The sequence below is a fragment of the Gemmobacter sp. LW-1 genome, assembly GCF_001303875.1.
GTDB classification, from domain to species: Bacteria; Pseudomonadota; Alphaproteobacteria; order Rhodobacterales; family Rhodobacteraceae; genus Gemmobacter; species Gemmobacter caeni.
In genome coordinates this window covers 1-21,763 of record NZ_LJSC01000040.1, presented here as the reverse complement: position 1 = coordinate 21,763, position 21,763 = coordinate 1, and the positions used below count along the sequence as shown (strand labels likewise).

Annotated in this window: 26 protein-coding genes and 2 pseudogenes; 17 read left to right on the top strand and 11 right to left on the bottom strand. The window is 62.3% G+C overall.

Annotated features, from left to right (window positions below; genetic code table 11):
• Positions 1 to 248: 248 nt before the first annotated feature.
• From AO684_RS22255 to AO684_RS10495, 5 genes are all read right to left on the bottom strand, one after another.
• On the bottom strand, positions 249 to 2,285 hold the full coding sequence (locus AO684_RS22255; RefSeq protein ID WP_054302710.1) for a hypothetical protein: 2,037 nt from the start codon (positions 2,283 to 2,285) through the stop codon (positions 249 to 251).
• Entirely contained in the window at positions 2,285 to 2,590 is a 306-nt protein-coding gene (locus tag AO684_RS10510; RefSeq protein ID WP_054302709.1) for a hypothetical protein, read from the bottom strand. The genes AO684_RS22255 and AO684_RS10510 overlap by 1 nt, the downstream gene beginning before the upstream one ends.
• The gene (locus AO684_RS10505; protein WP_054302708.1) at positions 2,590 to 2,787 is read right to left on the bottom strand and encodes a helix-turn-helix domain-containing protein; all 198 of its coding nucleotides are present in this window, start codon (positions 2,785 to 2,787) and stop codon (positions 2,590 to 2,592) included. Before AO684_RS10505 ends, AO684_RS10510 begins: the two co-directional genes overlap by 1 nt.
• Positions 2,788 to 2,888: 101 nt before the next feature.
• On the bottom strand, positions 2,889 to 3,743 hold the full coding sequence (locus AO684_RS10500) for a hypothetical protein (RefSeq protein WP_054302707.1): 855 nt from the start codon (positions 3,741 to 3,743) through the stop codon (positions 2,889 to 2,891).
• Positions 3,744 to 4,799 carry a site-specific integrase gene (locus AO684_RS10495; protein WP_235451267.1) on the bottom strand — a complete coding sequence of 352 codons (1,056 nt, stop codon included), beginning with the start codon at positions 4,797 to 4,799 and terminating at the stop codon, positions 3,744 to 3,746.
• Here AO684_RS10495 and AO684_RS21285 point away from each other — a divergent pair.
• From AO684_RS21285 to AO684_RS10485, 3 genes and pseudogenes are all read left to right on the top strand, one after another.
• Positions 4,791 to 5,449, top strand: a pseudogene (locus AO684_RS21285) (methylase); the annotation flags it as partial. The gene AO684_RS10495 and the pseudogene AO684_RS21285 overlap by 9 nt on opposite strands.
• On the top strand, positions 5,376 to 6,296 hold the full coding sequence (locus AO684_RS10490) for a DUF2493 domain-containing protein (RefSeq protein ID WP_369814591.1): 921 nt from the start codon (positions 5,376 to 5,378) through the stop codon (positions 6,294 to 6,296). The pseudogene AO684_RS21285 and the gene AO684_RS10490, both read left to right, overlap by 74 nt.
• Before the next feature lie 151 nt (positions 6,297 to 6,447).
• Positions 6,448 to 6,888 (top strand): hypothetical protein, encoded by a 441-nt coding sequence (locus AO684_RS10485; RefSeq protein WP_054302706.1) that lies wholly within the window; start codon positions 6,448 to 6,450, stop codon positions 6,886 to 6,888.
• A gap of 102 nt (positions 6,889 to 6,990) precedes the next feature.
• Here the strand turns inward: AO684_RS10485 and AO684_RS10480 are convergent, their stop codons facing one another.
• The gene (locus AO684_RS10480; protein ID WP_054302724.1) at positions 6,991 to 7,638 is read right to left on the bottom strand and encodes a hypothetical protein; all 648 of its coding nucleotides are present in this window, start codon (positions 7,636 to 7,638) and stop codon (positions 6,991 to 6,993) included.
• 695 nt (positions 7,639 to 8,333) lie between these two features.
• Here AO684_RS10480 and AO684_RS10470 point away from each other — a divergent pair.
• Entirely contained in the window at positions 8,334 to 8,660 is a 327-nt protein-coding gene (locus AO684_RS10470) for a DUF736 domain-containing protein (RefSeq protein ID WP_054302704.1), read from the top strand.
• A 79-nt stretch (positions 8,661 to 8,739) separates the two neighbouring features.
• Here the strand turns inward: AO684_RS10470 and AO684_RS10465 are convergent, their stop codons facing one another.
• Together AO684_RS10465 and vapB are read right to left on the bottom strand one after the other, a co-directional pair.
• Positions 8,740 to 9,138, bottom strand: a complete 399-nt coding sequence (locus tag AO684_RS10465; protein ID WP_054302703.1) for a type II toxin-antitoxin system VapC family toxin — start codon at positions 9,136 to 9,138, stop codon at positions 8,740 to 8,742.
• Positions 9,138 to 9,371 carry a type II toxin-antitoxin system VapB family antitoxin gene (vapB, locus tag AO684_RS10460; RefSeq protein ID WP_054302702.1) on the bottom strand — a complete coding sequence of 78 codons (234 nt, stop codon included), beginning with the start codon at positions 9,369 to 9,371 and terminating at the stop codon, positions 9,138 to 9,140. The genes AO684_RS10465 and vapB overlap by 1 nt, the downstream gene beginning before the upstream one ends.
• Before the next feature lie 332 nt (positions 9,372 to 9,703).
• On the opposite strand from vapB, the gene AO684_RS22580 reads away from it, so the two are divergent.
• Positions 9,704 to 9,919: a transcriptional regulator domain-containing protein gene (locus AO684_RS22580; RefSeq protein WP_082400887.1), complete on the top strand. Its 216-nt coding sequence runs from the start codon at positions 9,704 to 9,706 to the stop codon at positions 9,917 to 9,919.
• Entirely contained in the window at positions 9,858 to 10,499 is a 642-nt protein-coding gene (locus tag AO684_RS10455) for a DUF2285 domain-containing protein (RefSeq protein WP_235451266.1), read from the top strand. The genes AO684_RS22580 and AO684_RS10455 overlap by 62 nt, the downstream gene beginning before the upstream one ends.
• 7 nt (positions 10,500 to 10,506) lie before the next feature.
• Here AO684_RS10455 and AO684_RS10450 read toward each other — a convergent pair whose 3' ends face one another.
• A complete protein-coding gene (locus AO684_RS10450) occupies positions 10,507 to 10,791 on the bottom strand; it encodes a DUF2285 domain-containing protein (RefSeq protein WP_054302701.1) in 285 nt (94 codons plus the stop codon).
• Positions 10,792 to 11,255: 464 nt separating this feature from the next.
• Here AO684_RS10450 and AO684_RS10445 point away from each other — a divergent pair.
• Positions 11,256 to 11,816, top strand: a pseudogene (locus AO684_RS10445) (conjugal transfer protein TrbE); the annotation flags it as partial.
• Positions 11,817 to 12,301: 485 nt separating this feature from the next.
• Here AO684_RS10445 and AO684_RS10440 read toward each other — a convergent pair.
• Both AO684_RS10440 and AO684_RS10435 read right to left on the bottom strand, forming a co-directional pair.
• Positions 12,302 to 13,435 (bottom strand): Fic family protein, encoded by a 1,134-nt coding sequence (locus tag AO684_RS10440; RefSeq protein ID WP_054302699.1) that lies wholly within the window; start codon positions 13,433 to 13,435, stop codon positions 12,302 to 12,304.
• A gap of 289 nt (positions 13,436 to 13,724) precedes the next feature.
• Complete coding sequence (locus AO684_RS10435; RefSeq protein ID WP_054302698.1) at positions 13,725 to 14,102, bottom strand: hypothetical protein; 378 nt, start codon at positions 14,100 to 14,102, stop codon at positions 13,725 to 13,727.
• Between the two features lie 126 nt (positions 14,103 to 14,228).
• Between AO684_RS10435 and AO684_RS10430 the strand changes: the two genes are divergently transcribed.
• The 10 genes from AO684_RS10430 (at position 14,229) to AO684_RS10390 (ending at position 21,671) form a co-directional block, all read left to right on the top strand.
• Positions 14,229 to 15,806, top strand: a complete 1,578-nt coding sequence (locus AO684_RS10430; RefSeq protein WP_054302697.1) for a recombinase family protein — start codon at positions 14,229 to 14,231, stop codon at positions 15,804 to 15,806.
• A complete protein-coding gene (locus tag AO684_RS10425; protein WP_054302696.1) occupies positions 15,800 to 16,693 on the top strand; it encodes a ParB/RepB/Spo0J family partition protein in 894 nt (297 codons plus the stop codon). Before AO684_RS10430 ends, AO684_RS10425 begins: the two co-directional genes overlap by 7 nt.
• 14 nt (positions 16,694 to 16,707) lie before the next feature.
• Positions 16,708 to 17,625, top strand: a complete 918-nt coding sequence (locus AO684_RS10420) for a plasmid partitioning protein RepB C-terminal domain-containing protein (RefSeq protein ID WP_235451265.1) — start codon at positions 16,708 to 16,710, stop codon at positions 17,623 to 17,625.
• A gap of 465 nt (positions 17,626 to 18,090) precedes the next feature.
• Positions 18,091 to 18,324, top strand: a complete 234-nt coding sequence (locus AO684_RS22575; RefSeq protein ID WP_161806008.1) for a hypothetical protein — start codon at positions 18,091 to 18,093, stop codon at positions 18,322 to 18,324.
• Positions 18,325 to 18,383: 59 nt separating this feature from the next.
• Positions 18,384 to 18,671: a hypothetical protein gene (locus AO684_RS10410; RefSeq protein ID WP_054302693.1), complete on the top strand. Its 288-nt coding sequence runs from the start codon at positions 18,384 to 18,386 to the stop codon at positions 18,669 to 18,671.
• 49 nt (positions 18,672 to 18,720) lie between these two features.
• Positions 18,721 to 19,143 (top strand): helix-turn-helix domain-containing protein, encoded by a 423-nt coding sequence (locus AO684_RS10405; RefSeq protein ID WP_235451264.1) that lies wholly within the window; start codon positions 18,721 to 18,723, stop codon positions 19,141 to 19,143.
• Between the two features lie 91 nt (positions 19,144 to 19,234).
• A complete protein-coding gene (locus AO684_RS10400; RefSeq protein WP_054302692.1) occupies positions 19,235 to 20,158 on the top strand; it encodes an N-acetylmuramoyl-L-alanine amidase in 924 nt (307 codons plus the stop codon).
• Positions 20,152 to 20,304: a tail fiber assembly protein gene (locus AO684_RS22570; RefSeq protein WP_199750779.1), complete on the top strand. Its 153-nt coding sequence runs from the start codon at positions 20,152 to 20,154 to the stop codon at positions 20,302 to 20,304. The genes AO684_RS10400 and AO684_RS22570 overlap by 7 nt, the downstream gene beginning before the upstream one ends.
• A 10-nt stretch (positions 20,305 to 20,314) precedes the next feature.
• Positions 20,315 to 20,500 (top strand): hypothetical protein, encoded by a 186-nt coding sequence (locus AO684_RS10395; protein WP_054302691.1) that lies wholly within the window; start codon positions 20,315 to 20,317, stop codon positions 20,498 to 20,500.
• Positions 20,493 to 21,671, top strand: a complete 1,179-nt coding sequence (locus tag AO684_RS10390) for a pyocin knob domain-containing protein (RefSeq protein WP_054302690.1) — start codon at positions 20,493 to 20,495, stop codon at positions 21,669 to 21,671. The genes AO684_RS10395 and AO684_RS10390 overlap by 8 nt, the downstream gene beginning before the upstream one ends.
• The last annotated feature ends 92 nt before the right edge of the window (positions 21,672 to 21,763 follow it).

Here is a 21,763-nt window from a genome sequence, read left to right as displayed (position 1 = left end):
GCCGCGCCGTTCCGCAATGCGGTCGTTCGGCTCTCCACCCTCACGGCCTATCTGACCGCGATCTAGCTGCTGTCTGTCGGAACGACTGCTCCGACAAGTTTGCTGTGGGCGCCAAGCCGCATTGCCGTATGTCGGCTCCCGACCCTTCGCTACCTTCCCTCTTTCTATCGTCACAACCGTCACAGCTGTCACAATCCCTTCCTTGCAAGGCTTGGGTCTGTGACAGTTGTGACAGCTGTGACGATACTTCACGCGCATTCCAAGCGGATCACGCGCTGGCCGGTGCCGCTCTCGCGGTCTTGGGTCAGGGTGACGCCGCGTCCGCGCAGCAGGGGTTGCACGCGGCGGAGGGCGTTGGTGAGTTTGTTGGGGTAGCGGGGGAAGCTGTCCGGGTCGGCGGTCAGGGCCGGGGCGGTTTGGCGCAGGGCGCGCAGCAGGTCGGTGGCGATGCCTTGCCATGGGCCTTGCGCGGCCAGCAGGGCGAGGATCGCTTCGGCCAGCGGGTTGCCGTCCAGCGCGGCGGCTTGGGTGTGCTGACGGTTGCTGGCATAGGCTTGCAGGAATGCGCCCTCCGGCCAGCCAAGCGCCGGTTCCGCTGCCGTGATCCATTTGGCGAAGTCGGCCATGCGGGGCCGCTCCGGCAGGGTCACGGAACCGATACGCGCGAGGGCGCAGCTGGTGGCGTCCAGAAGGGCGGCAAGGATGCCGGGGGAGGCGCGCTCGAAGGCTTTCCAGAACTCCGCCTCGAACTGCCGCGCTGTTGCGGCAATCACCGGCAGATGCACCACAATCGCCCGGTCGGCCAGATCGGGGCGGCTGGCAAGGTCGGGGATGCCGTTCAAGAGGATGGGCCGGGTCGCGGTGAACAGCACCTCGTCACTGTCGGAATGCAGCTTGCGGGTGCCGAAGCCGCCGCCGGTGGCGATACGGCACAGGGCATCGGCCAGTACCGGCTTGACGCCCGACAGGTTGTCAAAGGCCATGACGTGATTGTGCTTGGCGGCAATCACCAGATCCTGTTCGGACTGCGGCGCGCTGCGCGCCATCGGGTTCGCCGGGTCAATCAGGCTGCGCAGCACCTTTGCCGTGGTGCTTTTGGCGCTGCCCTGTTCGCCGGTCAGGATCAGGATGGGATAGGGGCCGCGCGGGTGGAAACAGCCCAAGAGCCACGCCACCATCATACGGAAGTCCTCTTCGCTGCCGGTGTTCAGGAAGGGCCGCAGCGCCGCGATGCCCTGCGACTGGCGCACCGGCTCCGGCAGCGCAGCCATGGAACGCGCGCACTGGAAGCGGACCGGGGGCCGCTCGATCACCTGCCAGCCCTGCGCGTCAATCGCCACCCCACGCCATGCCACATCGCCCAGGTTGAGGTAAAGGCTACGCCCGGCCTCGCCCATGCGCAGGAAGGTGCGATGGCACGCGCCGTCAAACAGCGCCTCGCCCGACAGCGCCCGGCAATGATCTTCCAGCGCCGTGGCTGACAGCATCTTGCCGGTTTCCTGCCGGTGCCGGTAGGATATGAGTTCACGGAAGGCGCGCGCGGCAATGGGCCAGTGTTCGACATGGCCCTGCACCGCGACCGAGGCGAAAGCCTCGCGGTCGGGGCTGTGCCAAAGTTCCATATTCATCCCGATTTCTTCAGATTTTACTGCAATTTCAGCGGAATTACGCAAAATTACAGCATTTTCCGCATCCAGCACATTCGCGATAATTCCCGCCAATTCCAGCGCAGTCATGCCTTCGGCCACCGCGTCGGCAGCATCCCAACCACGCGGAAAAGCGCTGATTTCAGCGTGTTTATGCGTAAATTTATGCAAATGCGCGACAATATCCAGAACCGCGACCGAACAGCCAAGCGCCAGTAGCGCGGCCTTGGCCTCGGTCGCATAGGCCCGGCCCGGTGCGTCGTGATCGGGCCAGATGACCACGCGCCGCCCGGCCAAGGGTGCGAGGTCGGTCTTGGCCAGCGCCTTCGCCCCGCCGAAGCTGGTGGTCGCCAGAAAGCCCAGACCTGCCAGCACATCGGCGCATTTCTCGCCCTCGACAAACAGCACCGGGTCAGCGGGCGCGGCGGCAAGGCGGTCCAGTTGGTAAAGCGGGCGGATCGCCGGAGCCTTCCATTCGCCCCGCGCCACGTCGTAGGGCAGGAAGAACTTGCGGTGCCCGGCAGGCTCATAGCGATTTGCCACCAGCACCGGCAAGCCCGAGGCATCGCGGTAGATATGGCTAACGGCGGGCTTCCCAGCCTTGGGATGAACGGGCAGGGCGGTCAGATCGAAAGCCATCAGCGCAGCCCCAGTTCCGCCGCCAGCGCGCGGGCGGCCTCGGTCATGCTCAGGTAATGCAGATAGGCGTAAAGGCTGACCGGATCGCCGCCCCGGTCGCCGGTCGCAAAATCCGCCCACGCCCCCCGATCTATGTTGATGCAGAAGGAACCGCGATGCCGGTCGGGCCGGGTCGGGTTCAGCGCCACCCATTCCCGCCCGCAAAGGCGGCCATCGGGCAGCCAGCGCGCCAGAAGCGCCGGGTAGCGCGCAAGGCAGGCGCGGTTGATCGCGGCAAAATCGACAGAATGGCGCGGGTGAAACATCACTTCCCCCCTTGCAGGCGCGAGGCCACGAAAGCCTCCACATCCGCCCGCCGGTAGCGCACCAGACGCCCGGCTTTCACATAGGGCAGATTATAGCGCTTGGTGCAGCGCCAGACATTCAGGGTTTCCACCGAAACGCCAAGGCATTCGGCCACCTGTTCAGGCGTCATCAGGATTTGCGGAAAGGGCGAGGTCATTCAGGTAATCTCCGGTTGTGGTTGGTCACAGCCGGAAATTGTCAGCAATTCAGCGCTGAAGCGAATATTCTGGATCGCAGATTTTGGTGTCTATAAATCTCTCAAATCTGCGATATTTCCGGTTCGGATTCGGACCATTTGCGGAAAGCTGTGACAATTTGAGAACGTTTAATTTTCGCGTCCAGACGGTTTATTGACAGGTGAACAGCGTCAACCGCAACAGATTTTGTTCCGCCACTTTCGCGCAGGTGCATCCCTGCGCCATAGGTCAAATCGCAATGCCTGCGCCATGTCCCGGCGAAAGCTGTGATAAAGGCGATGATGGGTTCCGATTTCTTTCGGTAGGTGCGCTGAGTATCCTCGTGGACCAGAGACGGTTCCAATGCAGCGTGTGAGAGCAATGCAAGTTTGTAATGCTCAGGGTGTTCGCTCAACAGTGAACCACGCCAAACCGGGTCCGGGCGCGGCTTGATCTGCGCGCGTTTGGCGCTCGCCCAAAGGTCAGAAATTAATTGCTGGATTGTAAAAAGGGTGTGTTCCCGGTCCATATCCAACAGCAGGGAAAGGGAAACTCCCTTTCGTCCCGTGAAGGCGGTCGGGTTCGCGACTATCTCGGCAGATAGTCGTTCCTTTGCGGGCGGATGGCTGCACAGCCCAGCCAGTAGCTCCACCAACTTGTCGGCATGATAGGCGATAGACTCAAGATGCTTGTTATCCTGTCGGAGCGTCGTTTTGTTTGCAAGGTCACGCTTTGACGACATATAGGCAGAAACCGCCTGTTCATGTCCGGCCTTCAAATCCTGAAGCGCGTCGTCATCTGGTGTAATTCTCATATGGGCGGTGAGGGCGTGAAAAAACTCCGCGGGGAACAGCTCAGCGCAGGAAATCTCGTTACCTTCTTCATCCAGAATATAGACACTGGATAGCTGCGTCATGGGGCTGGAAGTTTCGTCCATTTAATTTTCACCATTGACAGGAGTCATATACCCGAACATCGCCTCGGTCGCCTTGTTCACCGAGTCCCGCACCGGATCAAGGTTCAGCCGCGCATAGATCGCCGTGCTTTGCTGGCTGCGATGCCCCAGAGATTTGCCGATGATATAGCCATTCGCCCCGGTCGCCGCCTGATAGCTGCCCAGCGTGCGGCGCAGGTCGTGAATCCGCAGGTTCTCGATCCCCGCTTCCTTCAGGATGCGCGCCCAAGCCTTCTTCGGGTCGGCCAGATGCCCGGAGGCGCTGTCAGCCGGAAACACCCAAGCGCTGTCCGAGGCCAGCTTCCGCGCCTTCAGCAGATCGACCGCCTGCCGGGGCAGGTGAACCGTCAGCGGATCGGAGTTCTTGGTTTCCTCGATCCGCCATGTCTCGGTCGTGAAGTTCACATCCTTCCAGCGCATCGCCAGCGTGTTCGACTTGCGCGCCCCGGTCAGCAGCGACAGCAGAAAGAAATCCCGCGCCGTCTCGTTCGGCTCGTTCGCCAGCGCCTGAAAAAAGCGCGGCAGCTCGTCCGGTTGCAGGAAACGGTCGCGGCTTTTCTCGCGGTATTTCTGGATGCCCACAGCCGGGTTCACCCCGGCCCAGCCCCAGTCAATCGCCTTGTTGAAGATGGAGCGTATCCGTTCCAGCAGCCGGTTCGCCTGATATAGCCCATTCTCCTTGCCGACCTTGGCGTGCAGCCGCTCCACCTCCGCCTTGTCGATGCTGGAAATCTTGCGCTTGAACCAGTGCGACAGGAACTTGTTCACCTCGCGCTCGTCATAGGTCCATGACCGCTTATGCACCTTGGAATACTTTTCCAGATAGTCGGAAAACAGCGCGCCAAAGGTCATTTCATCGCGCACCGCGCGCTTTTCCTTCTGCGGATTGACGCCCTGCGCAATCTGCCCCTTGGCCTCCTGCGCGGCCTTGCGGGCGTTCTCAATCGTCAGATCGGGAAACCGCCCCAACAGCAGCCGCTCGGGCCGCCCCTCGATCCGCTTGTAAAGGTAAAAGCTCTTCGCCCCGCCCGAGGTCACCGCCAGCCGGTCACACTCGATACCGCCTTGGCGGAATTGGATGACCCCCGCGCAAGATTGCTCATCAACGAGCGATCCGGTCGCGCCGCCGTGCAGATCCCGACCACCAGCGTCATGCTGGATGATGGCGAGATCGAACGGCGCGTGCGGCTTATCCGTCCCATGGAGGCGATGACATTTCGGTGCGGGCGATGGGCGAGACCTATTGGATCGAGGCCGACCTTGCCGACTTCGGCGCAGCCTGGAAGGCGGAACTGGCCGAGGTGCCGGAGTTCACCGACAGCATCCTGCATATGGTGACGGGACTCCTTCTGCCGATCTGGAAACGCCTGCCGCAGGACTCCTCCCGCGTCTATCGCCTCCAGACCGACGAGGGCGAACGCATCATCGGTCGCCGGGTATCGCCGGCCTGGGCCGCCAATGCCTCGACCAGTGGTGTCACCAAAAGTTTGACACCGGATGCCGCCTACGCCGCGCTGATCGAAGGTCGCACGATCCTCGATCTCGCCGAAGGGCTGCAATTGCGCCGCGTCCGCGTCATGGGCGCCAACAGGATCGAACTGACCGGCTTTACCGATGCAATGCGCGACCGGCTTCGGGCTTACGGCCTCTTCAGCGAGATCATCTCGTGGAAACTGCGCTTCTTTGTGCTACCGTCCCTCCGAAGACGAGGCCGATCCCCGGATCACACCCGAAGATCACGTCATCCAGGGCGCAGTCTCCGACATCTTCGACGCCCTGATTTCCACCATGGCCGACACCAGCCTCGATTTCGACCTCGACGAGATCATGTGGTCCACCGTCAACACCTTCCACCGCGCTGTCGAGCGTATCGAGACCAAACTCGACGATAACGAGCAGGCACAGAAGCGCCTTCAGCGTGAACAGGATGGCAGCGAGGTCAAATCCGTCCAGCTCGAAACCCTGATCGGCGCGGGCCAAAGCCTGATTGAGCGCCGCGACAGCATGGAAACCTTCCGCGATACCGCCGCCGACATCTATCTGCGCACCACCGGAACGCCCTGGTCGCAACGCTCCGGCTCACGGGTCAACCATCGTCAGATGACCTCGGCCATGATCGACAGCCGCGACTTCATCGCCGCAAAACGTCGGGCCGACAACGAGGTGCTGCTGCCCGCCGGACCGAAAATCGCCTTCTCGGGCGGCGACACCACCGATCACCGGACGATCTGGACCAAGCTCGATCAGGTCCACGCCAAGCACCCGGACATGGTGCTGATGCACGGCGGATCGCCCAAGGGCGCGGAACGCATCGCGGCCACCTGGGCCAATAACCGCAAGGTCGCACAGGTCGCTTTCAAACCCGACTGGGCAAAACATGCCAAGGCAGCACCGTTCAAGCGCAACGACCAGATGCTCGGCATCATGCCGATCGGGGTCATCATCTTCCCCGGCACGGGCATTCAGGACAACCTGGCCGACAAGGCCCGCAAGATGGGCATCCCGGTCTATCGTTTCGGGATCGGTAGCGCGTGAGCGCTGCCTTCCCACCTCATCATGAGCATGACGACAGCGCCCGCCGATCATTCCATTTCGCTCAGACAGGCAAATTCGTGCTATATGTCGATGTGCGCCGTGGTGGTGGTGGAAGGCGCAACCGTCCAACCTTTCGCACGGATACACCACCATGATCATTCTCGGAATGCTCGTTTCCATCGCAGCCATCGGCACCATGTGCTGGTTGCTGTTCAATCTCGCCGTCTTCGCCCTGCCGTTCTTCATCGGTATGAATGCAGGCACCTGGGCCTATGGTACGGGGGCTGGCTGGCTCGGCGGCATCGTCGTCGGTCTTCTCGCCGCCGGTTTGACACTGGCAGTCGGTCAGGGCCTGCTCATGCTGATCCGCCCGATCTGGGCGCGTTTGCTGATTGCTCTGGCCTTCGTCGCTCCAGCTGGGATGGCCGGGTTCTACGCCACCCTCGGTATCGTCAAGCACATGATGCCGTCTGAGACATGGCAGCTCATCTTCTCGGTGATCGGGGCAATTGCGGTCGGCGTGACTGCGTTCTTGCGCGTTGCGGGTATGGCCGCGACCGGCCCTACGGACTCCAGCCTTTCTCGCGCATGAGATGCTGAGCGCAGTCGTGAAGCACCGAGGGTTGCCGATCGGCCGCTTCCTTTCCTATGTCCGCTTGTGACCAATTCCCCGGAGCCAGTGTCGGCTATTTGGTCAGTCTAGTTGCCCCGGGAAGTTCATGCGGCGACCAGTTGCCAGATTGCGCACCATATTGTCTACGCCAGTAGTGTAGAATTCGGCGACACTTATGGCGGCACCCCCCTTCAATTTCCACTGGTGCTCGCTGATCACCCCAATCACGGCGTTCACCAGCGCGATTACGTCGTCCGCGTCGAGCGGATAGTCGAGGTAAATACGCGCCGGCTCCTTGAAATAGCGCTTGTCGAGATGAGCGAAGAACTTGTCGCGGCGCCCCATAATAGCATTGATCGTGTTGCGCCGCGATTCCAGCTCATTGAGCTGTTTGTCCAGAACATCGACCGGCGGTGGCCCGGACTTCCACGTTATGTTCGCTTGGTTCTTGATGCAGAAATCGAGGAATGCGAACAAGCTTCCCTCTGCTCGACGCGGGTCCTCCAGCAGTCTTGCCGTTGCAAGATGTAGGTCGGTCTCGGCTGAGTAAATCAGGGGATGAAGGACCGGCTCGATTTTCCATAGTCGGGCCCCATGCATGCCGTGCTGCCGGAGAAGCTCGCGATAGACAGCCAACTTGGGTACGAGACCCGGCGGCTCCGTGCCTTGGATCAGCGTGACATAGCGAGAAAGCCGCTCTTCATAGTTCGTCTGAATCTGAGCCTTCACGGTCTCTCCTATCACCTGCCATTGCAGCTTTCTTGCCGGGCGCCGTTGAAAAAGTCGACGCATCTCGGCGTTCGCCGGGGCGCTCAAACTGAGTCTACTGCCACTTCCCAGACTCGGTCATCTAAAAATCGCCGCCAGCTTCATGGCAAAATGCGTAGTCTTTGCGGCAGACTACACACACTCGGATCGGCTTGATGCCCTGACCCGGTCCCGCGCGGAGCGCGAAAACTCAGTGCCATAGTCGCGGTCAGACTCGAAACCCGGATTGGGTGATACGGGTGGACATGGCCAGGGAGAAGGGCCCACACGGCCTGAAGTGCTGGGTTACAGAGATGCCGCTGTTGTCAGTCTGGTCATACTGAGGGAACCCCAAGGTTGCCGCCGTCTCCACTCGCCCCCGTGTCTCGACCGCTCCAAACGGCCTCTTTAATGGCCGGATCTGGCCGAACAACAGCGCGATGCGCTTCGACCGCTTTAGCGCAACAGCGTCGTCACAACTTTCTTCCCCTGACGGCCCACCCCATGCGGCAAGCCGCATGGGGACCCCGGTATTGCCGCCATTCCGCGCGGAACAAGAAAGTTTCTCCTGTGCTGTCCAGCCCCCAAAGGGGGTGCGCCGGCGTTCGTCTCCGGCCGGTCGATCGCCATAGAGGCCGCAATGGTGCGGGCTCGGAAACGGAAAACGGAGACCTGAAATGGCAACCATCGGCACCTTCAAGAAGACCGGCTCGAACGAATTCACCGGCGAAATCGTCACCCTCAGCGTCCAGGCCAAGGGCGTGCGCATCGTTCCCGACCTCCGCGCCAACGGCGAGAACGCCCCCAGCCACCGGGTTCTGGTCGGCCGCGCCGAAATCGGCGCCGCCTGGTCCAAGCGCTCGGGCGAGGGCCGAGACTATCTGGGCCTCAAGCTGGATGATCCGAGCTTCAACGCCCCGATCTACGCCAACCTCTTCGATGACGAGGAAGGCGACACCTTCTCCCTCATTTGGTCCCGCCCCAACGGTCGCCGCGGCGACTGAGGCGCGGCACAAAGGCTCCGACCGCAAGGTCGGGGCCTTTCTTATGCCCGTGGGAAACCCGTCGCGCCCACCGCAACCGCTACACCCAGTTCTCCACGCGTACGCCGGGCATGCGGATGAACTCTTTCATGTTGTTCGTCACCACGATCAGCCCTTCGCTGCGGGCGTGTGCGCCGATCTGCATGTCGTGCGGCCCACAAGGCGTGCCCGCACGCTCCAGTTCGGCGCGGACCTGCCCGTAATGGGCAGCCGCCTTGTCGCCGAAAGGCAGAACGTCCAGCCGCGCCGCAAAATGTTCAATCGCCATCAGGTTTTCGCTGCGTCGTGCGGATTTTTCCGCCCCATAGTGCAGTTCGCCAAGGGTGATGCTAGATATGCAAAGCTGATCCGCCAGCGCATTGAACTTCTCGCGCACGGCAGGCGGATAGGTCTTCATCACATAGATGCAGATATTGGTATCAAGCATGTAGGTGAGCATCAGAAGGACTCACGCTCTTCTGACGCTGGCTGTTCACGCTCGGTCAGGAAGTCATCGCTGACGCGAGGGCCATGCAGGAACAGGTCATCCCATCGTTTGCCCTGCGGCACGATCACACGGCTGCGACCGATCTTCAGGATGTCCACCTGATGTACGCCTTCGGGAAAAGCCACAGCTTTCGGCAGGCGCACGGCCTGACTGCGGTTGCTGGTGAATACGGTTGAGCTGGTCATGGCGGCCTCCTGCTTTCGGGATATTCAATAGGGATATACCTAGCGCTGATGGCTTCAAAAATCAAGGTGTCGCCCTGCGGGCCGCGCTCTCGGCTGCGCCGGAACCACGCAGTCGCGCGTTTCCGCCATTCGGCTTCGATCACTGACACGGGAATGTCGTCAGCGTGTCTCCCAAGTGGTGCGCAACAGTGCTAACGAGAGATTGTTGAATGGATTGATCGGGTTAGGCGATCCACTTATCGCGTTAGGCACGCTACCGCAAAACCATTCAATACCGCAGCCTTTTCAGGTCGGATGTGGCCTTGCGCCGTCCGGCTTTGGGAGGACGCGCCATGCAGAGCATAGATTGGCGTAATCCGGCGGCCTATAAACGCATTAAAGACCTTCCGCCCGCCGGTTTCGCCTGGGAATATCTTCGTCGTAACGAAGACTATCGCCATGACGTCGAGAGACTCGCGCAAAGGAGAGAACCCGCGGGAGAAGAGGTTGACGCCTTTGCTTCCCGCTGGGGGGTGCGATTTCGCACACGACCCCGACGCGCAGCCTGACAGCGCACCGCCTTTCTGGTCGCCGCATTTCAATCCGCAGGCTATTATTCTGTCACCGGTCGAGCAGAACAATCCCGATGACAGGAGGCTTGTCGCTCTTGCGCATCTCGATGGCCTGATCCTGCGCCGCGCGCCGGATGGCTGGCACGCAATCTGGCGTATCGGTGGGATGGAGCATCAATTCTGGCTGCCGCAGGGCGCGATCGATGCGGCAGCTTTCTATGCTGCAATCCTGCCTATGGACGAGTTCATGGAATTACGCGCCCATGCGGCCCGCCGCCTCTGGCGGTGCCTGACCGGTCGCTCTCCCGGGCCGGATACTCGCACCATGCCAGCGCAGCTTCGCCAATGGCACCTTCTGTCGCTGCGGGCGCTGGACGCACGGCTTCATGGCGAAAGCTATCGTGCCGTTGCCGAGGTGCTACTCGGCTTCCGTGGCAACAAGGAAGATTTCGAGACTGATCCGCGCAAGAATAAGGCACGTCGTCTTGTTTCCCACGGCATCAGGATGATGCGCGGGGGCTATCGGCTACTTTTGCATTATCCGGTAAAGCCAGGTCCGCGCTCAAAGGACAAATGAGGCAGTCTCACCGATTCCTGTTTGCCGCAGCCTGCCTGTAACCTTCCCGCGACAGCCATTGGGCGCGTTCCAGATGGCTCTGCCAGCATCGCCGGGTTAGCATCTTATCTGATGCCGGATCGCGGTGCAGAACAATTCGCGCCACTTCCTTCCAGTCCGCATCCTCGGCCTTGGCGTCGAGAAGGCGCAGATAGGTCACGAAATGCTGCTCGTCATATACGGTCATCACATTGCCGGACGGCGCTAGATCATCCACATAGGGATCAAGTTCGACGGGTGCTTTCGCGGTCATTCCCCTTCTTTCAGAAGAGTTTCTGCGGTTCGCCCCCGCAATAAAACTCTCTGACTCCTGGTGATCGGGGAGTTAGTAACCGTGACTAGACGGCCCCATGGCCTTTAGCTGGAAAGCCTGTTGCATACGCCACAGGCTCCCCGACCATAGGGTCAAGGAGTTTGGTGCCGTCACGGCCGACACCAACCGCTAGTCAGGGGTTACTACGCCCCCGGAGCAGTGCGTCTGCTCCATCTGTACTAATAGCCGAACTGCGTGCTGATGTCTTGGGCGAATCCGCATCGGCCTCCCTGAGTTGCTGAAATCTCACGCCTTTTCGCGTTGATATAGCCCCTTTCGGGGGTGCCGTCTGCGTATGTACGCAAATGCGGCACGCTACACGCCGCCGATCACTTCCCATGGTTCGCCATAGCGCGCCGCCGTCTCCGGCAGCCGCATCAACCTGACGAACCGGAGGTGATCTCATATCCGACTATCTGCCATGGGCAGCCCTGGTTGGCCCCGGCATTGTGCTGAACAAGGATGGCAGCTTCCAGAGGACGGCAAAGTTTCGCGGACCGGATCTGGATTCTGCTGTCGCCGCCGAACTGGTTGCGGTTGCCGGTCGCATCAACAACGCCGTGCGGCGTCTTGGCTCCGGCTGGTCGATCTTCGTCGAGGCACAACGCTCCGAAGCCGCGACCTATCCCGACAGCAAGTTTCCGGATGCGGCCTCCGCACTGGTCGATGCCGAGCGCAAGGCCGGATTCGAGGAAGCGGGCACGCATTTCGTATCCGGCTATTTCCTGACCTTCCTCTGGCTGCCACCTGCCGAAGATGCCGCCCGTGCCGAAACCTGGCTCTATGAAGGTCGCGAACAATCCGGCGTCAATCCGCATGAGCTGATGCGCGGCTTCATCGATCGCACGGATCGCGTGCTGGCGCTGCTCGACGGCTTCATGCCGGAATGCCGCTGGCTCGATGACGCTGACACGCTGACCTATCTGCATTCGTCGATTTCCACGAAGCGTCATCGCGTGCGAGTGAGGCCGCCGTGAGTGATCCCGGTTCTGGCCGAGGGCGGCACGGTGATCAGCGCGGGCCTCTTGCCCGCCACCGCCTATGAGGTCAGCGCCCGGCTGGCTCGGCGCCACCACCGCCAGCCTGAAACTCGGCCCCGCCGATCTCGACTGGTCGCAGCTGGAGACGGAAATCCTCGGCCAGGTCGATGCGCTCCAGCAATGGGTCGATGGCGAGGTCGATGCGCTTGTCGGGTTGATCGGTGACGAAGCGCAGGCCCGGGGCAATGCGGTGCAGGCGCTGGGAGACCAGATTGCCGGGGTGGCGGATGGCATTGCGGCCGAGGCCGAGGCGCGCGGCAATGCCATACAGACGCTGGCCGATGGTCTGGCGGATATTGCACAGGATATCTCAGACGAGGTGGCCCGCCGTGCCGACAATGTCCGCACGCTTGCCAGGAACTACCGGCGGGTGACGCGCAGCATGGATGAGCTGCGCGACTGGGTGACCGTCACACCTTCAGCAGATCAAGCAGCGGATCAAAGGCGTACATCGCCGCACGTCGTCCGGAAGCCGGTTCAATGGTGCGCAGCATGCCTGCCTCGACCAGCCGTCGGGACAACGCGCGCGCCGAGGACGGGGGGATACCAGAGCGTTCGACGAAGCGGTCGTTGCGGAAGATCGGGCTTGCGAAGACGAAGTCCAGCGCCTGATCATGGAACTGCGAGTTCAGGACCTCGCGGAACCGCTCCCGCATCTCGCCGTGAAGGCGGAAGATCGCGTCGGCCGTCTGGATGTTGACCGTCGCCTGGGCGTGCATCGCCTGGAGGAAGAATACCACCCAGCCGGTCCAATCGCCCTTGGCGGAAACGGCCCGCATCCGCTCGATGTACTCGTCCTTGTTGGCCTCGAAGTAACCCGACACGAAAAAGTTCGGCTGATGCAGGACGCCGAGCTTCCACAGCATCAGGGTGATCAGCATCCGGCCGATCCGACCGTTGCCGTCTTCGAACGGATGCAGAGCCTCGAATTCGACATGCGCGATGGCGGTGCGGATCAATGGCCGCATCGTGCTTTCGTTGATGTAGCGGACCAGTTCGCCCATCGCCGGGCCCAGCTGCTCCGGGGCAATCGGAACGTAGTAGATCCTTCCCTGCCGTTCATCCCCGATGTAGTTCTGCTCAACCTTGTAGCTGCCGGGGCGCTTGCGGGCTCCCCGGCCAAAGGACAGCAGCTGCTGGTGGGCAGTCCGGATCAGGTGTTCGCCAAGCGGGGCGCCGTCGGCGAGGGCTTGCTGGGCATTCCGCAGTGCGCGGGAATAAAGGTAGGTCTCGACGTCGTCGTTGCGCGCTTCCCGATAAGGGTCGGCGCTGCCCGCGTCTTCTTCGGCTTCAAGGCGGTACAGCTCTTCGATGGTCGAGATCGTCCCCTCCATCCGGGACGAGGTGACCGCATCCTGGCGACGCAGCGGGGCGAGGAACAACTCGCTGTTCACCATTCCCGACATCTTTGCATCGTATCGGGCAAGGGAGGCCGCTGCCTCTTCAAGGGGTCCGAGAAGCACCTCGTACTCGAGTGAGCCAGGGGGAAAGCCGCCCATGTGATAGGTGACGGCATCCGTAAGATCGTAGGTTTTGGTGATCATAGTTGTGCCGATTCTGTCATCAACGGGATTTGACGCCAACCTAGTCACACGAAGATCGCTTGGCAACGGAATATGGATCTATTCTGACATCAAGGGGCGTTGTCGCCAGCAGTCTGCCGTCAAGCCAGATTGGTGACAGAGACTGACAAGAAAATGGTATCAAAGCATGATCCCCTCTCATTCGCCGCAACTAATGCGGAGAATGGGGGTTCTAATCTCCGCATGAACATTGTTGCGACTTGTTTCCTGAACGCTTGGGCGGGGTGGAATCCAGCCGCTTCCTTGCATGTCAGGAACCCCCGGACGATTTCTGTTCCTGTCCGAGGTCTTGCAACACAAGCTCGCGCGCAGGACAATCGGTACATCTGTGCCGCCGTTGCTCCGGAAGTCGCTCGGCCATGATCAGCATGGTGATCAACACCGCATCGGAATGTTGCGCGAGCCGGATCAGATGCTCTCCGCTAGGCCCGCGTTCGCCAGACAGCCAGTACTTGGCCGTCCGCTCGCTCGCTCCGGTCCAGCGCATCACCGTTTTGATGGCCTGATGCGTCGGCCCCAGTTCGCGGCGCAGGGCATCGGCAATGGCCGTGCGATACGCGGTCTGATCGGCGTCCAGGTGCACAGTTGTGCCCATTTTCGGCACAGATGTGCCCATCTTGATCCGCATCGCGGCGTCCTCCTCCGGTAAACCAGTGGAGAAGACAACACAGCGGCAGATTCCATTTTGCGCCCCAGCCAATACCCCGGGTCCGACCAGACGGAGACGCCTGCATGAACTGATCTGGAGACGGGCATGGCAGGCAGAGAGCTGCCCTCAAGAAAAGAACCGGCGAACTCCCCGCCAAAGCGCCGTGCGGCTGAATATGTCCGCATGTCGACGGACCATCAGAAATACTCGACCGAAAACCAATCAGACGCGATCCGCAAATATGCGGAGGAACGCGGCTTTGAATTGGTGCGCTCCTATGCCGATGCGGGCAAGAGTGGGCTCAGGATCGAGGGTCGCGAGGCGCTGCAGCAGCTGATCCAGGATGTGCAGGACGGCACCGCGGATTTCGAGGTGATCCTTGTCTATGACGTCAGCCGATGGGGCCGTTTTCAGGACGCCGATGAATCCGCCTATTACGAATACATCTGCCGTCGCGCCAACAAGCAGGTCGAGTATTGCGCCGAGCAATTCGAAAATGACGGAGGTCCGGTTGCCACGATCGTCAAGAGCGTCAAGCGCGCGATGGCGGGGGAATACAGCCGGGAACTTTCCAACAAGGTCTTCATCGGACAGTGCCGCCTGATCGAACGCGGCTTCCGTCAGGGCGGTGCGGCGGGTTTTGGCCTTCGCCGGGTCCTGCTTGACGAACGGGGTGAAGCGAAGGCGGAGCTGAAGCGCGGTGAGCACAAGAGCTTGCAGACAGACCGGGTGATCCTGGTGCCAGGACCCGACGCTGAGGTGCAGACCGTGCGCTGGATCTACAGCCGGTTCCTCAAGCACGGCCGCTCGGAAAGCGAAATTGCGGCCGAACTGAACGAGCGCGGGATCCTGACCGATCTCGACCGGGCCTGGACCCGCTCCACCGTGCAGCAGATCCTGACCAACGAGAAATACATCGGCAACAACGTCTATAACCGGCGCTCCTTCAAGCTGAAGCAGAAGCGGGTCGCGAATGGCCCTGAGATGTGGATCCGGTCGGAAGGGGCGTTCGATGCCATCGTCGAACCGAAACGGTTTCAGAAGGTGCAGGCTATCATCGCCGCCCGAAACCGCCGATTCTCGGACGAGGAAATGCTGGATCGCCTGACCCGGCTGTTCCAGCGCCTCGGCTACATATCCGGTCTGGTGATCGACGAGGCCGAAGGAATGCCGTCCAGCGGCGCCTATGCCCATCGGTTCGGCAGCCTGATCCGGGCCTATTCCCTCGTTGGCTTCACACCGGACCGGGACTACCACTACATCGAAGTGAACCGCTTGCTGCGGCTGTTCCACGGCGACGAGGTCCCGCGCGTAATCCGCGAGATCGCCCGGCTCGGCGGAACCGTGGCGCGCAATCCGGCGACCGACCTGCTGACGATCAATGGCGAATTCACCGCCTCCGTCGTCGTCGCCCGCTGCCGCGAAACCTCCACCGGCGGCCTGCGCTGGAAAATCCGTTTCGACACCGGCCTCGCCCCGGACATCACCATTGCCATTCGGATGGACCGAACGAACACCTCCGCGCTCGACTATTACCTGCTGCCCCAATTAGAGATGCGGACAAAACCCTTGGGGCTTGCCGAGGAGAATGGCCTGATGCTGGACGCTTTCCGATTTGAAACGCTCGATTTCTTCTTCGACATGGCCCGCCGAGTACCGGTTGCCGAGGTGGCACCATGGTGAGCGAAGTCGAGATGCGGGACGAAGTGCAGATCATCCCGATTTCCGCCATCACGGTGGAGAACCCGCGTGAACGCTCGGAAAAGACCTTCCGCGCGCTTGTCGACAGTATCGGCAGGGTCGGGCTGAAAAAGCCGATCACCGTCGCCCGGGTCGATGAAGAGACGGGAGTGTCCTATCGCCTGGTCTGCGGTCAGGGTCGGATGGAGGCTTATGTCGCCCTTGGGGCAACCCACATTCCGGCCATCGTCGTGGATGCGAGCGAGCCCGAGCGACTTCTGCGCAGCGTGATCGAGAATATCGCCCGCCGCCAGCAGCGGCCGCTCGAGCTGTTGCAGGACATCGCCATCCTGCGGGACCGGGGCTACTCGGACCATCAGATCGCCGACAAGACGGGGCTTTCCCTCGCCTATGTCCATGAAATTGGTGAGTTGATCGCCAACGGTGAAGAACGCCTGCTGATCGCGGTCGAGACCGGGCAAATGCCGCTCAGCATCGCGCTCTACATCACGCGGGCCGAGGAGAAGGACGTGCAGAAGGCGCTCGAGGCTGCTTATGCCTCCGGTGAACTGCGCGGAAAGAAATTGCTGGAGGCGCGGCGGCTGGTCGAGTTGCGCCACCGTCACGGCAAGCAGCGAGGTGGCGCGCGGAACAAACAGCCAGGCGCGCGAATGACTTCTGCCGCGCTGGTCAAAGCCTATCGCGCCGAGGCCGAGCGACAGCAGGACATGGTCCGCAGGGCGCAGTCGACGCGCAGCAGCCTCCTGTTTCTCGATGCGGCATTTCAGTCTCTGCTGAAGGACGAGAACTTTCTGACGCTGCTCCGTGCCGAGGGCCTCGACAGCCTGCCGCGCATTATCATCGACGGGTTGCGGGAGCCAAGAGCATGACACAGACAGGGAGAATGCCTCCGCCGAAGAACCCGGGATTCGAGGCGAACCTCCGCACGATCCCGATCGATGCGATCCTGCCGGTCAAGCAGTTGCCAGTCACCGTGCCCAAGAGTCAGAAATATGGGCAGATCGCCGCGTCGATCCGCGAGGTCGGGCTGATCGAACCGCCGGTGGTCGCCCGCGCGGCTGGGCAGGACGGGTCCTTCATCCTTCTGGATGGCCATGTTCGGCTGCATGTTCTGAAGGAAATGGGCGAGACGACCGTCACCTGCCTGGTGGCGACCGACGACGAATCCTTCACCTACAACAAGCGCATCAGCCGCCTCGCCACGATCCAGGAGCACAAGATGATCCTGCGCGCGGTCGAGCGCGGCGTATCGGAGGCCCGCATCGCGGCAGCCTTGAATGTGAACATCGCGCTGATCCGACAGAAGCGGACCCTGCTGAACGGCATCTGTCCGGAGGCAGCCGAACTGCTGAAGGCCAGGCACTGCCCGATCAACAGCTTCCGGTCCCTGCGGAAGATGAAGCCCCTGCGGCAGATTCAGGCGGCGGAACTGATGATCGCGGCCAACAACTACACTGTGCCCTATGTCGAGGCGATCCTCGCAGCATCTGACGCCACTGACCTGGTTGACCCGGCTGCAACGAAGCCACCTTCAGGCGTAACGCGCGAACAAGCCGAGCGAATGAAGGCCGAGATGGCCAACCTGCAAAAGAACATAAAGCAGATCGAAGGCACCCTTGGACCCGATCACCTTCGGTTGGTGGTGGCCGGTCGCTATGTCGAGCGGCTTTTGCAGAATGACCGTCTCGCCCGCTACCTCGACAAGAACCACGGTGAAATCCTCGGCGTGTTTCGCCAGATCGTCGCAGGCCTCGCGCAGCCAGTTTCGTCGACGGAGGCGGGAAGCAACAGAGGCGCGTAGGTCTTCGGCCAGCTTCTTGTCGACGATGGGGACCCGGACCCGAAAGCGCGGGGACCACAGGAGACGCCGGACAATGGGCCGGATCAAGTGCGGCGGTGGGGATGGCGGCGGACCCGCTCGGAGCCCGCCAGGCTGGTTTGAATTTTCACCGGCCCAGTGGCCGGTGTCCGGCCATTGAAACATGCGGGCGCATTCTCTGCCGAAGGTGAATGCGCCCGTTTATCATAGCGAAGCACTTAAATTTCTTGTTCCACCGGAACCCGAATCCTCTGAGGCAGACGGAGTTGCATTCGCTCAGCTGCCTGAAACAGATTTCACCGGCACGCCCGCACCTGATCCCGCAACACGGCGTAGTCGCTGAGCATCCGGACGACGACGGCCCCTTCGGGCAGCGCCTCGACATCATCGGCGGCCTGGGCTTGGTCTGCTGCGGTGTACTCGACTACGGACGGGCAAGGTGCGCGGGTGTCAGAACCGCCCATCGCGCAGGCGCTCAGCCAGAGCATCACGATCAGGAGGGCGGCGGGCGGCGGCGTCGAGCATCTGGCGGTGGATGGCATAGTTTCTCTCTCTGGCGTCAAGCCGTTCGGCGGCGCGCCCGGCGCGTTCACCGGTGCGGCGCAGGTTCAGGAGGAACAGCAGGACCGTAGCTGCTGTGAGGATCAGGCCCAGCGCTTTGCGCGCCGGGCCATGGGGTAGAAGCCAGCTTCGTCAAGCGGCAGTGCAGGATCGATCACCCGAACTGGCTGCGCGACCCGGTGCTGGCCGACAAGGCGGTCGAGGCGCTGAAGGACTGGCTGCGCCGGGAACGCGGCGTGATGTGGGGCAATACCAACGGTTACGACTGGCTGCGCGATCATGGCGCGAAGATTGCCTGGGCGCAGTGGTGCCACCTCTATCCCGCATCCTCGCTGAGTGATCAGACCGCATTCCGTGCAAAGGTGTTCGCGGTGGTGGGCCAGCGCCCGACGCTGGACCAGCTGGGCAGCGCCGACTGGCGCAAGGTCAGCAATACCCTTGGCACCGTCATTCGCGGGGGCCTGTGATGGTGCATTGGCCGGGCCATCATGCCTGCGGCAGGTTCGGGGCCGAGCCATGACCGGGGATATGGAATGGGAAGATGGCTTCCGCGCGCCCCGTGCCCCCGCGCATGTGCAGCCCTATGTCGATGTGCTGGGCGAGAAGGGGGCAATGGCCTTCCTGCTCGAGTTCGGCGGGACCGAGGTCTATCTGCCCGCCAACCCGAGAAGCCGCTCGCTGATCGTGCAGCGGCTCGGTCAGGACCGGACGCTGGCGCTTGCCCAGGCGCTGAGCCGGATGATGAGTTCGGGCCAGAAGCTGCGGGTGCCGATCGCGAAGCCCTGGCTTGCGGTCTGCATGCGGCACGAGGGCATGACCACGGCGGATATCGCCCGCCGCCTGCATGTGACCGATGCCACCGTCCGGGGCTGGTTCCGGCGCAAGGGGCGGCGGCGCCCCCCGCCGAAATTCGATCCCCGGCAACTCAAGCTGTTTTGATCCGCAAACCGTTGCGGATGTTTTTTAAGGCCTTTCACCCGCCATTCTGCCCCTGATAACGGGGCGCTGATGCCCCTCGACGAGGGCATCCATGAAGCTGAAGAACCACCGGATTGACGGGATCGACTACCGCGCGGCCAAGCTGATCGGCGGCATCATCACCCCGGAAATCATCATCCTTCACGACACGGCCGGGCGGCTCGAGAAGTTCAACAGCCGCGATTATCTGGCCAGTTCCCCGGCGGTCAGCGTGCAGTTCGTGGTGGAACGCGATGGCACCGTCAGTCAGCTGGTGCCCACCAACCGCCGCGCCGCCCATGCCGGGCAATCCTCCTATCACGGCCGCAGCGGCTGCAATGATTTCGCCATCGGCATCGAGATCGTGAACCCCGGCCGGATGCAGCGCGGCGCGGGTGGCGCGGTGCTGGCCTGGTGGGGGCAGGATTTCGGGCCGGGCGGCCAGATCGGCGGCTACACCCTTGCGGATGTCGAAACGCCCGAACACGGCAAGGGCACCTGGATGGCCTATACGCCCGAGCAGATCGCGGCGGTCGAGGAGCTGGCGCAGGCGCTTTTTGCAGGCATCCCGACCCTGCGCGACATCACCACGCACTGGTATGTCAGCCCCGGCCGCAAGGTCGATACCAACCCGCTCTTTCCGCTGGACGCGATCCGCGCCCGGGTACTGGGGCGCGATGACCCTGCCGAAGCGGTGGCGGAAGCGGGCAGCGATGTGGTCGGCGGGGACGAATTCGTCCGGATCGAGACCCCCGGCACCACGCTGAACCTCAGGCGCTGGCCGAGCTTCAACCCCAACATCCTCGCCGCGATCCCCGATCAGGCCATCGTCCCCGTGAACCGCGAAGGGCTGTTTGGCGGTCGGCGCTGGCTGAACGTCACCTTCGGCGGCCTGACCGGCTGGATCGTCGCCACCTATGCCGCACCTGCCGGAACTGACGCGGCTCCGCGATCAGCAGCGATGTCGATGTTCTTCAGCAGCGCGATCAGTTGCTGAGCGACAGCGACTGGACGCAGCTGGCTGATGCCCCCCTCACGCCCGCCAAACAGGCCCAATGGGCGACATATCGGCAGGAACTGCGCGATATCCCCTCCCAGCCCGGCTACCCCGGATCGGTCTCATGGCCGGTCAAACCCACCTGAAAGGACCACGATGACATCCGTTTCCATCGCCCCCGCCGTCGCCCTGGCCGAAGCAGATGCGCTGATCGACCATCTGCGGCAGCGCGGCCTCATCCAGGCGCAGGCCATCGCCGATCTGCAAGCCCGCATCGCAGAACTGGAGGCCAGCGCCCGCCCGGACCCCGACAGCATCGCACAGGAGATGACCCATGGCTGATCTTCCCACATCTTATTCCACCGGCACGGTCACTGTCGGCGCCGGATCGACCTCGGTCACCGGCAGCGGGACTTCGTTTGAAGCGGCCGGGCTGGAGGCAGGGGACATGTTCTGGGCGGCCAGGCTGAGTGTCAGGATCGCCAGCGTCAACAGCGCGACCTCGCTCACGCTCGCTTATCCCTGGCCGGGGGCCGCCCAGACCGCTGTGAACTACGAGGTCCGCTTCACGCCGGATATGACCCGCGCGCTGGCCTCGGCGCGGGAACTGCTGGAGGAGCTTTCGAACGGCAATCTTTCGGCGCTTGCGGCGCTGGAAACGATGGCGAACAAGCTGCCGTGGTTCGATGGCGCAGGCTCTGCGCAACTGGCAGACCTGACATCGCAGGCCCGTGGTCTGCTGGGCGGCTCTGCCCTCTCGCGGGCGGGCAGCGATTATACGCTCAACGGCAAGCTGCTCGGCACCGCCGTGACCCAGAACGACAAGGATACCGCCGCCGGGCGGTTGCTGAAGACTGGCGATTTCGGTCTGGGCACCGCAATTTCTCTGACCGCTGCGGATAATCTCGATACCATCCTGACTTCCGGGCTTTTCTACAATTCGTCATCGGCCAACACGACCGGGAACAATTACCCGCCGGGGATCTCCGGTGCTGGCGCCCTGATCGTGGTGGCGCGCAGCACCACCAACGTGATCCAGAAGTTCATCAGCTACGGCGGCGCCTCCATCGCATCGGCCCTGCGGGAGTTCTCCCGAAGCTGGGGCACATCCGGCTGGGGACCGTGGGTGGAGCAATTCCATCAGGGATCGCTGCTCGGGACGGTCTCCCAGTCCGGCGGCGTTCCGACCGGCAAGGTCATCGAACGCGGCAGCAATGCCAATGGCGAATATGTCCGCTTCGCTGACGGCACCCAGATCTGCACGGTCATTGCCGCCGGGGTGGATGCCGCGACCGCAGCCGGGCCGATCTACATGCACAGCAACCTGCTGACATGGACCTTCCCGGCCTCGTTCCTCTCCGCCCCTGTGGTGACAGGGGGCGGCGGCAATGCGGCGCGCTGGCTGGGGATCAACGCGCCCTCGGTCGGCAGTGTGCAGTACCGCGTCTTCTCCTATGCCTCGTCGGGCACCCTTTCGCTGCCCGGCCTGACCGCCATCGGCCGCTGGTTCTGAGGAGGACCACCCATGCAGATCTCGTTCTCGCCCTTCCGCGCCGATTCCGCCCTCACCCTGTCCCGGCAGGGCGATGTCCTGACCATCGACGG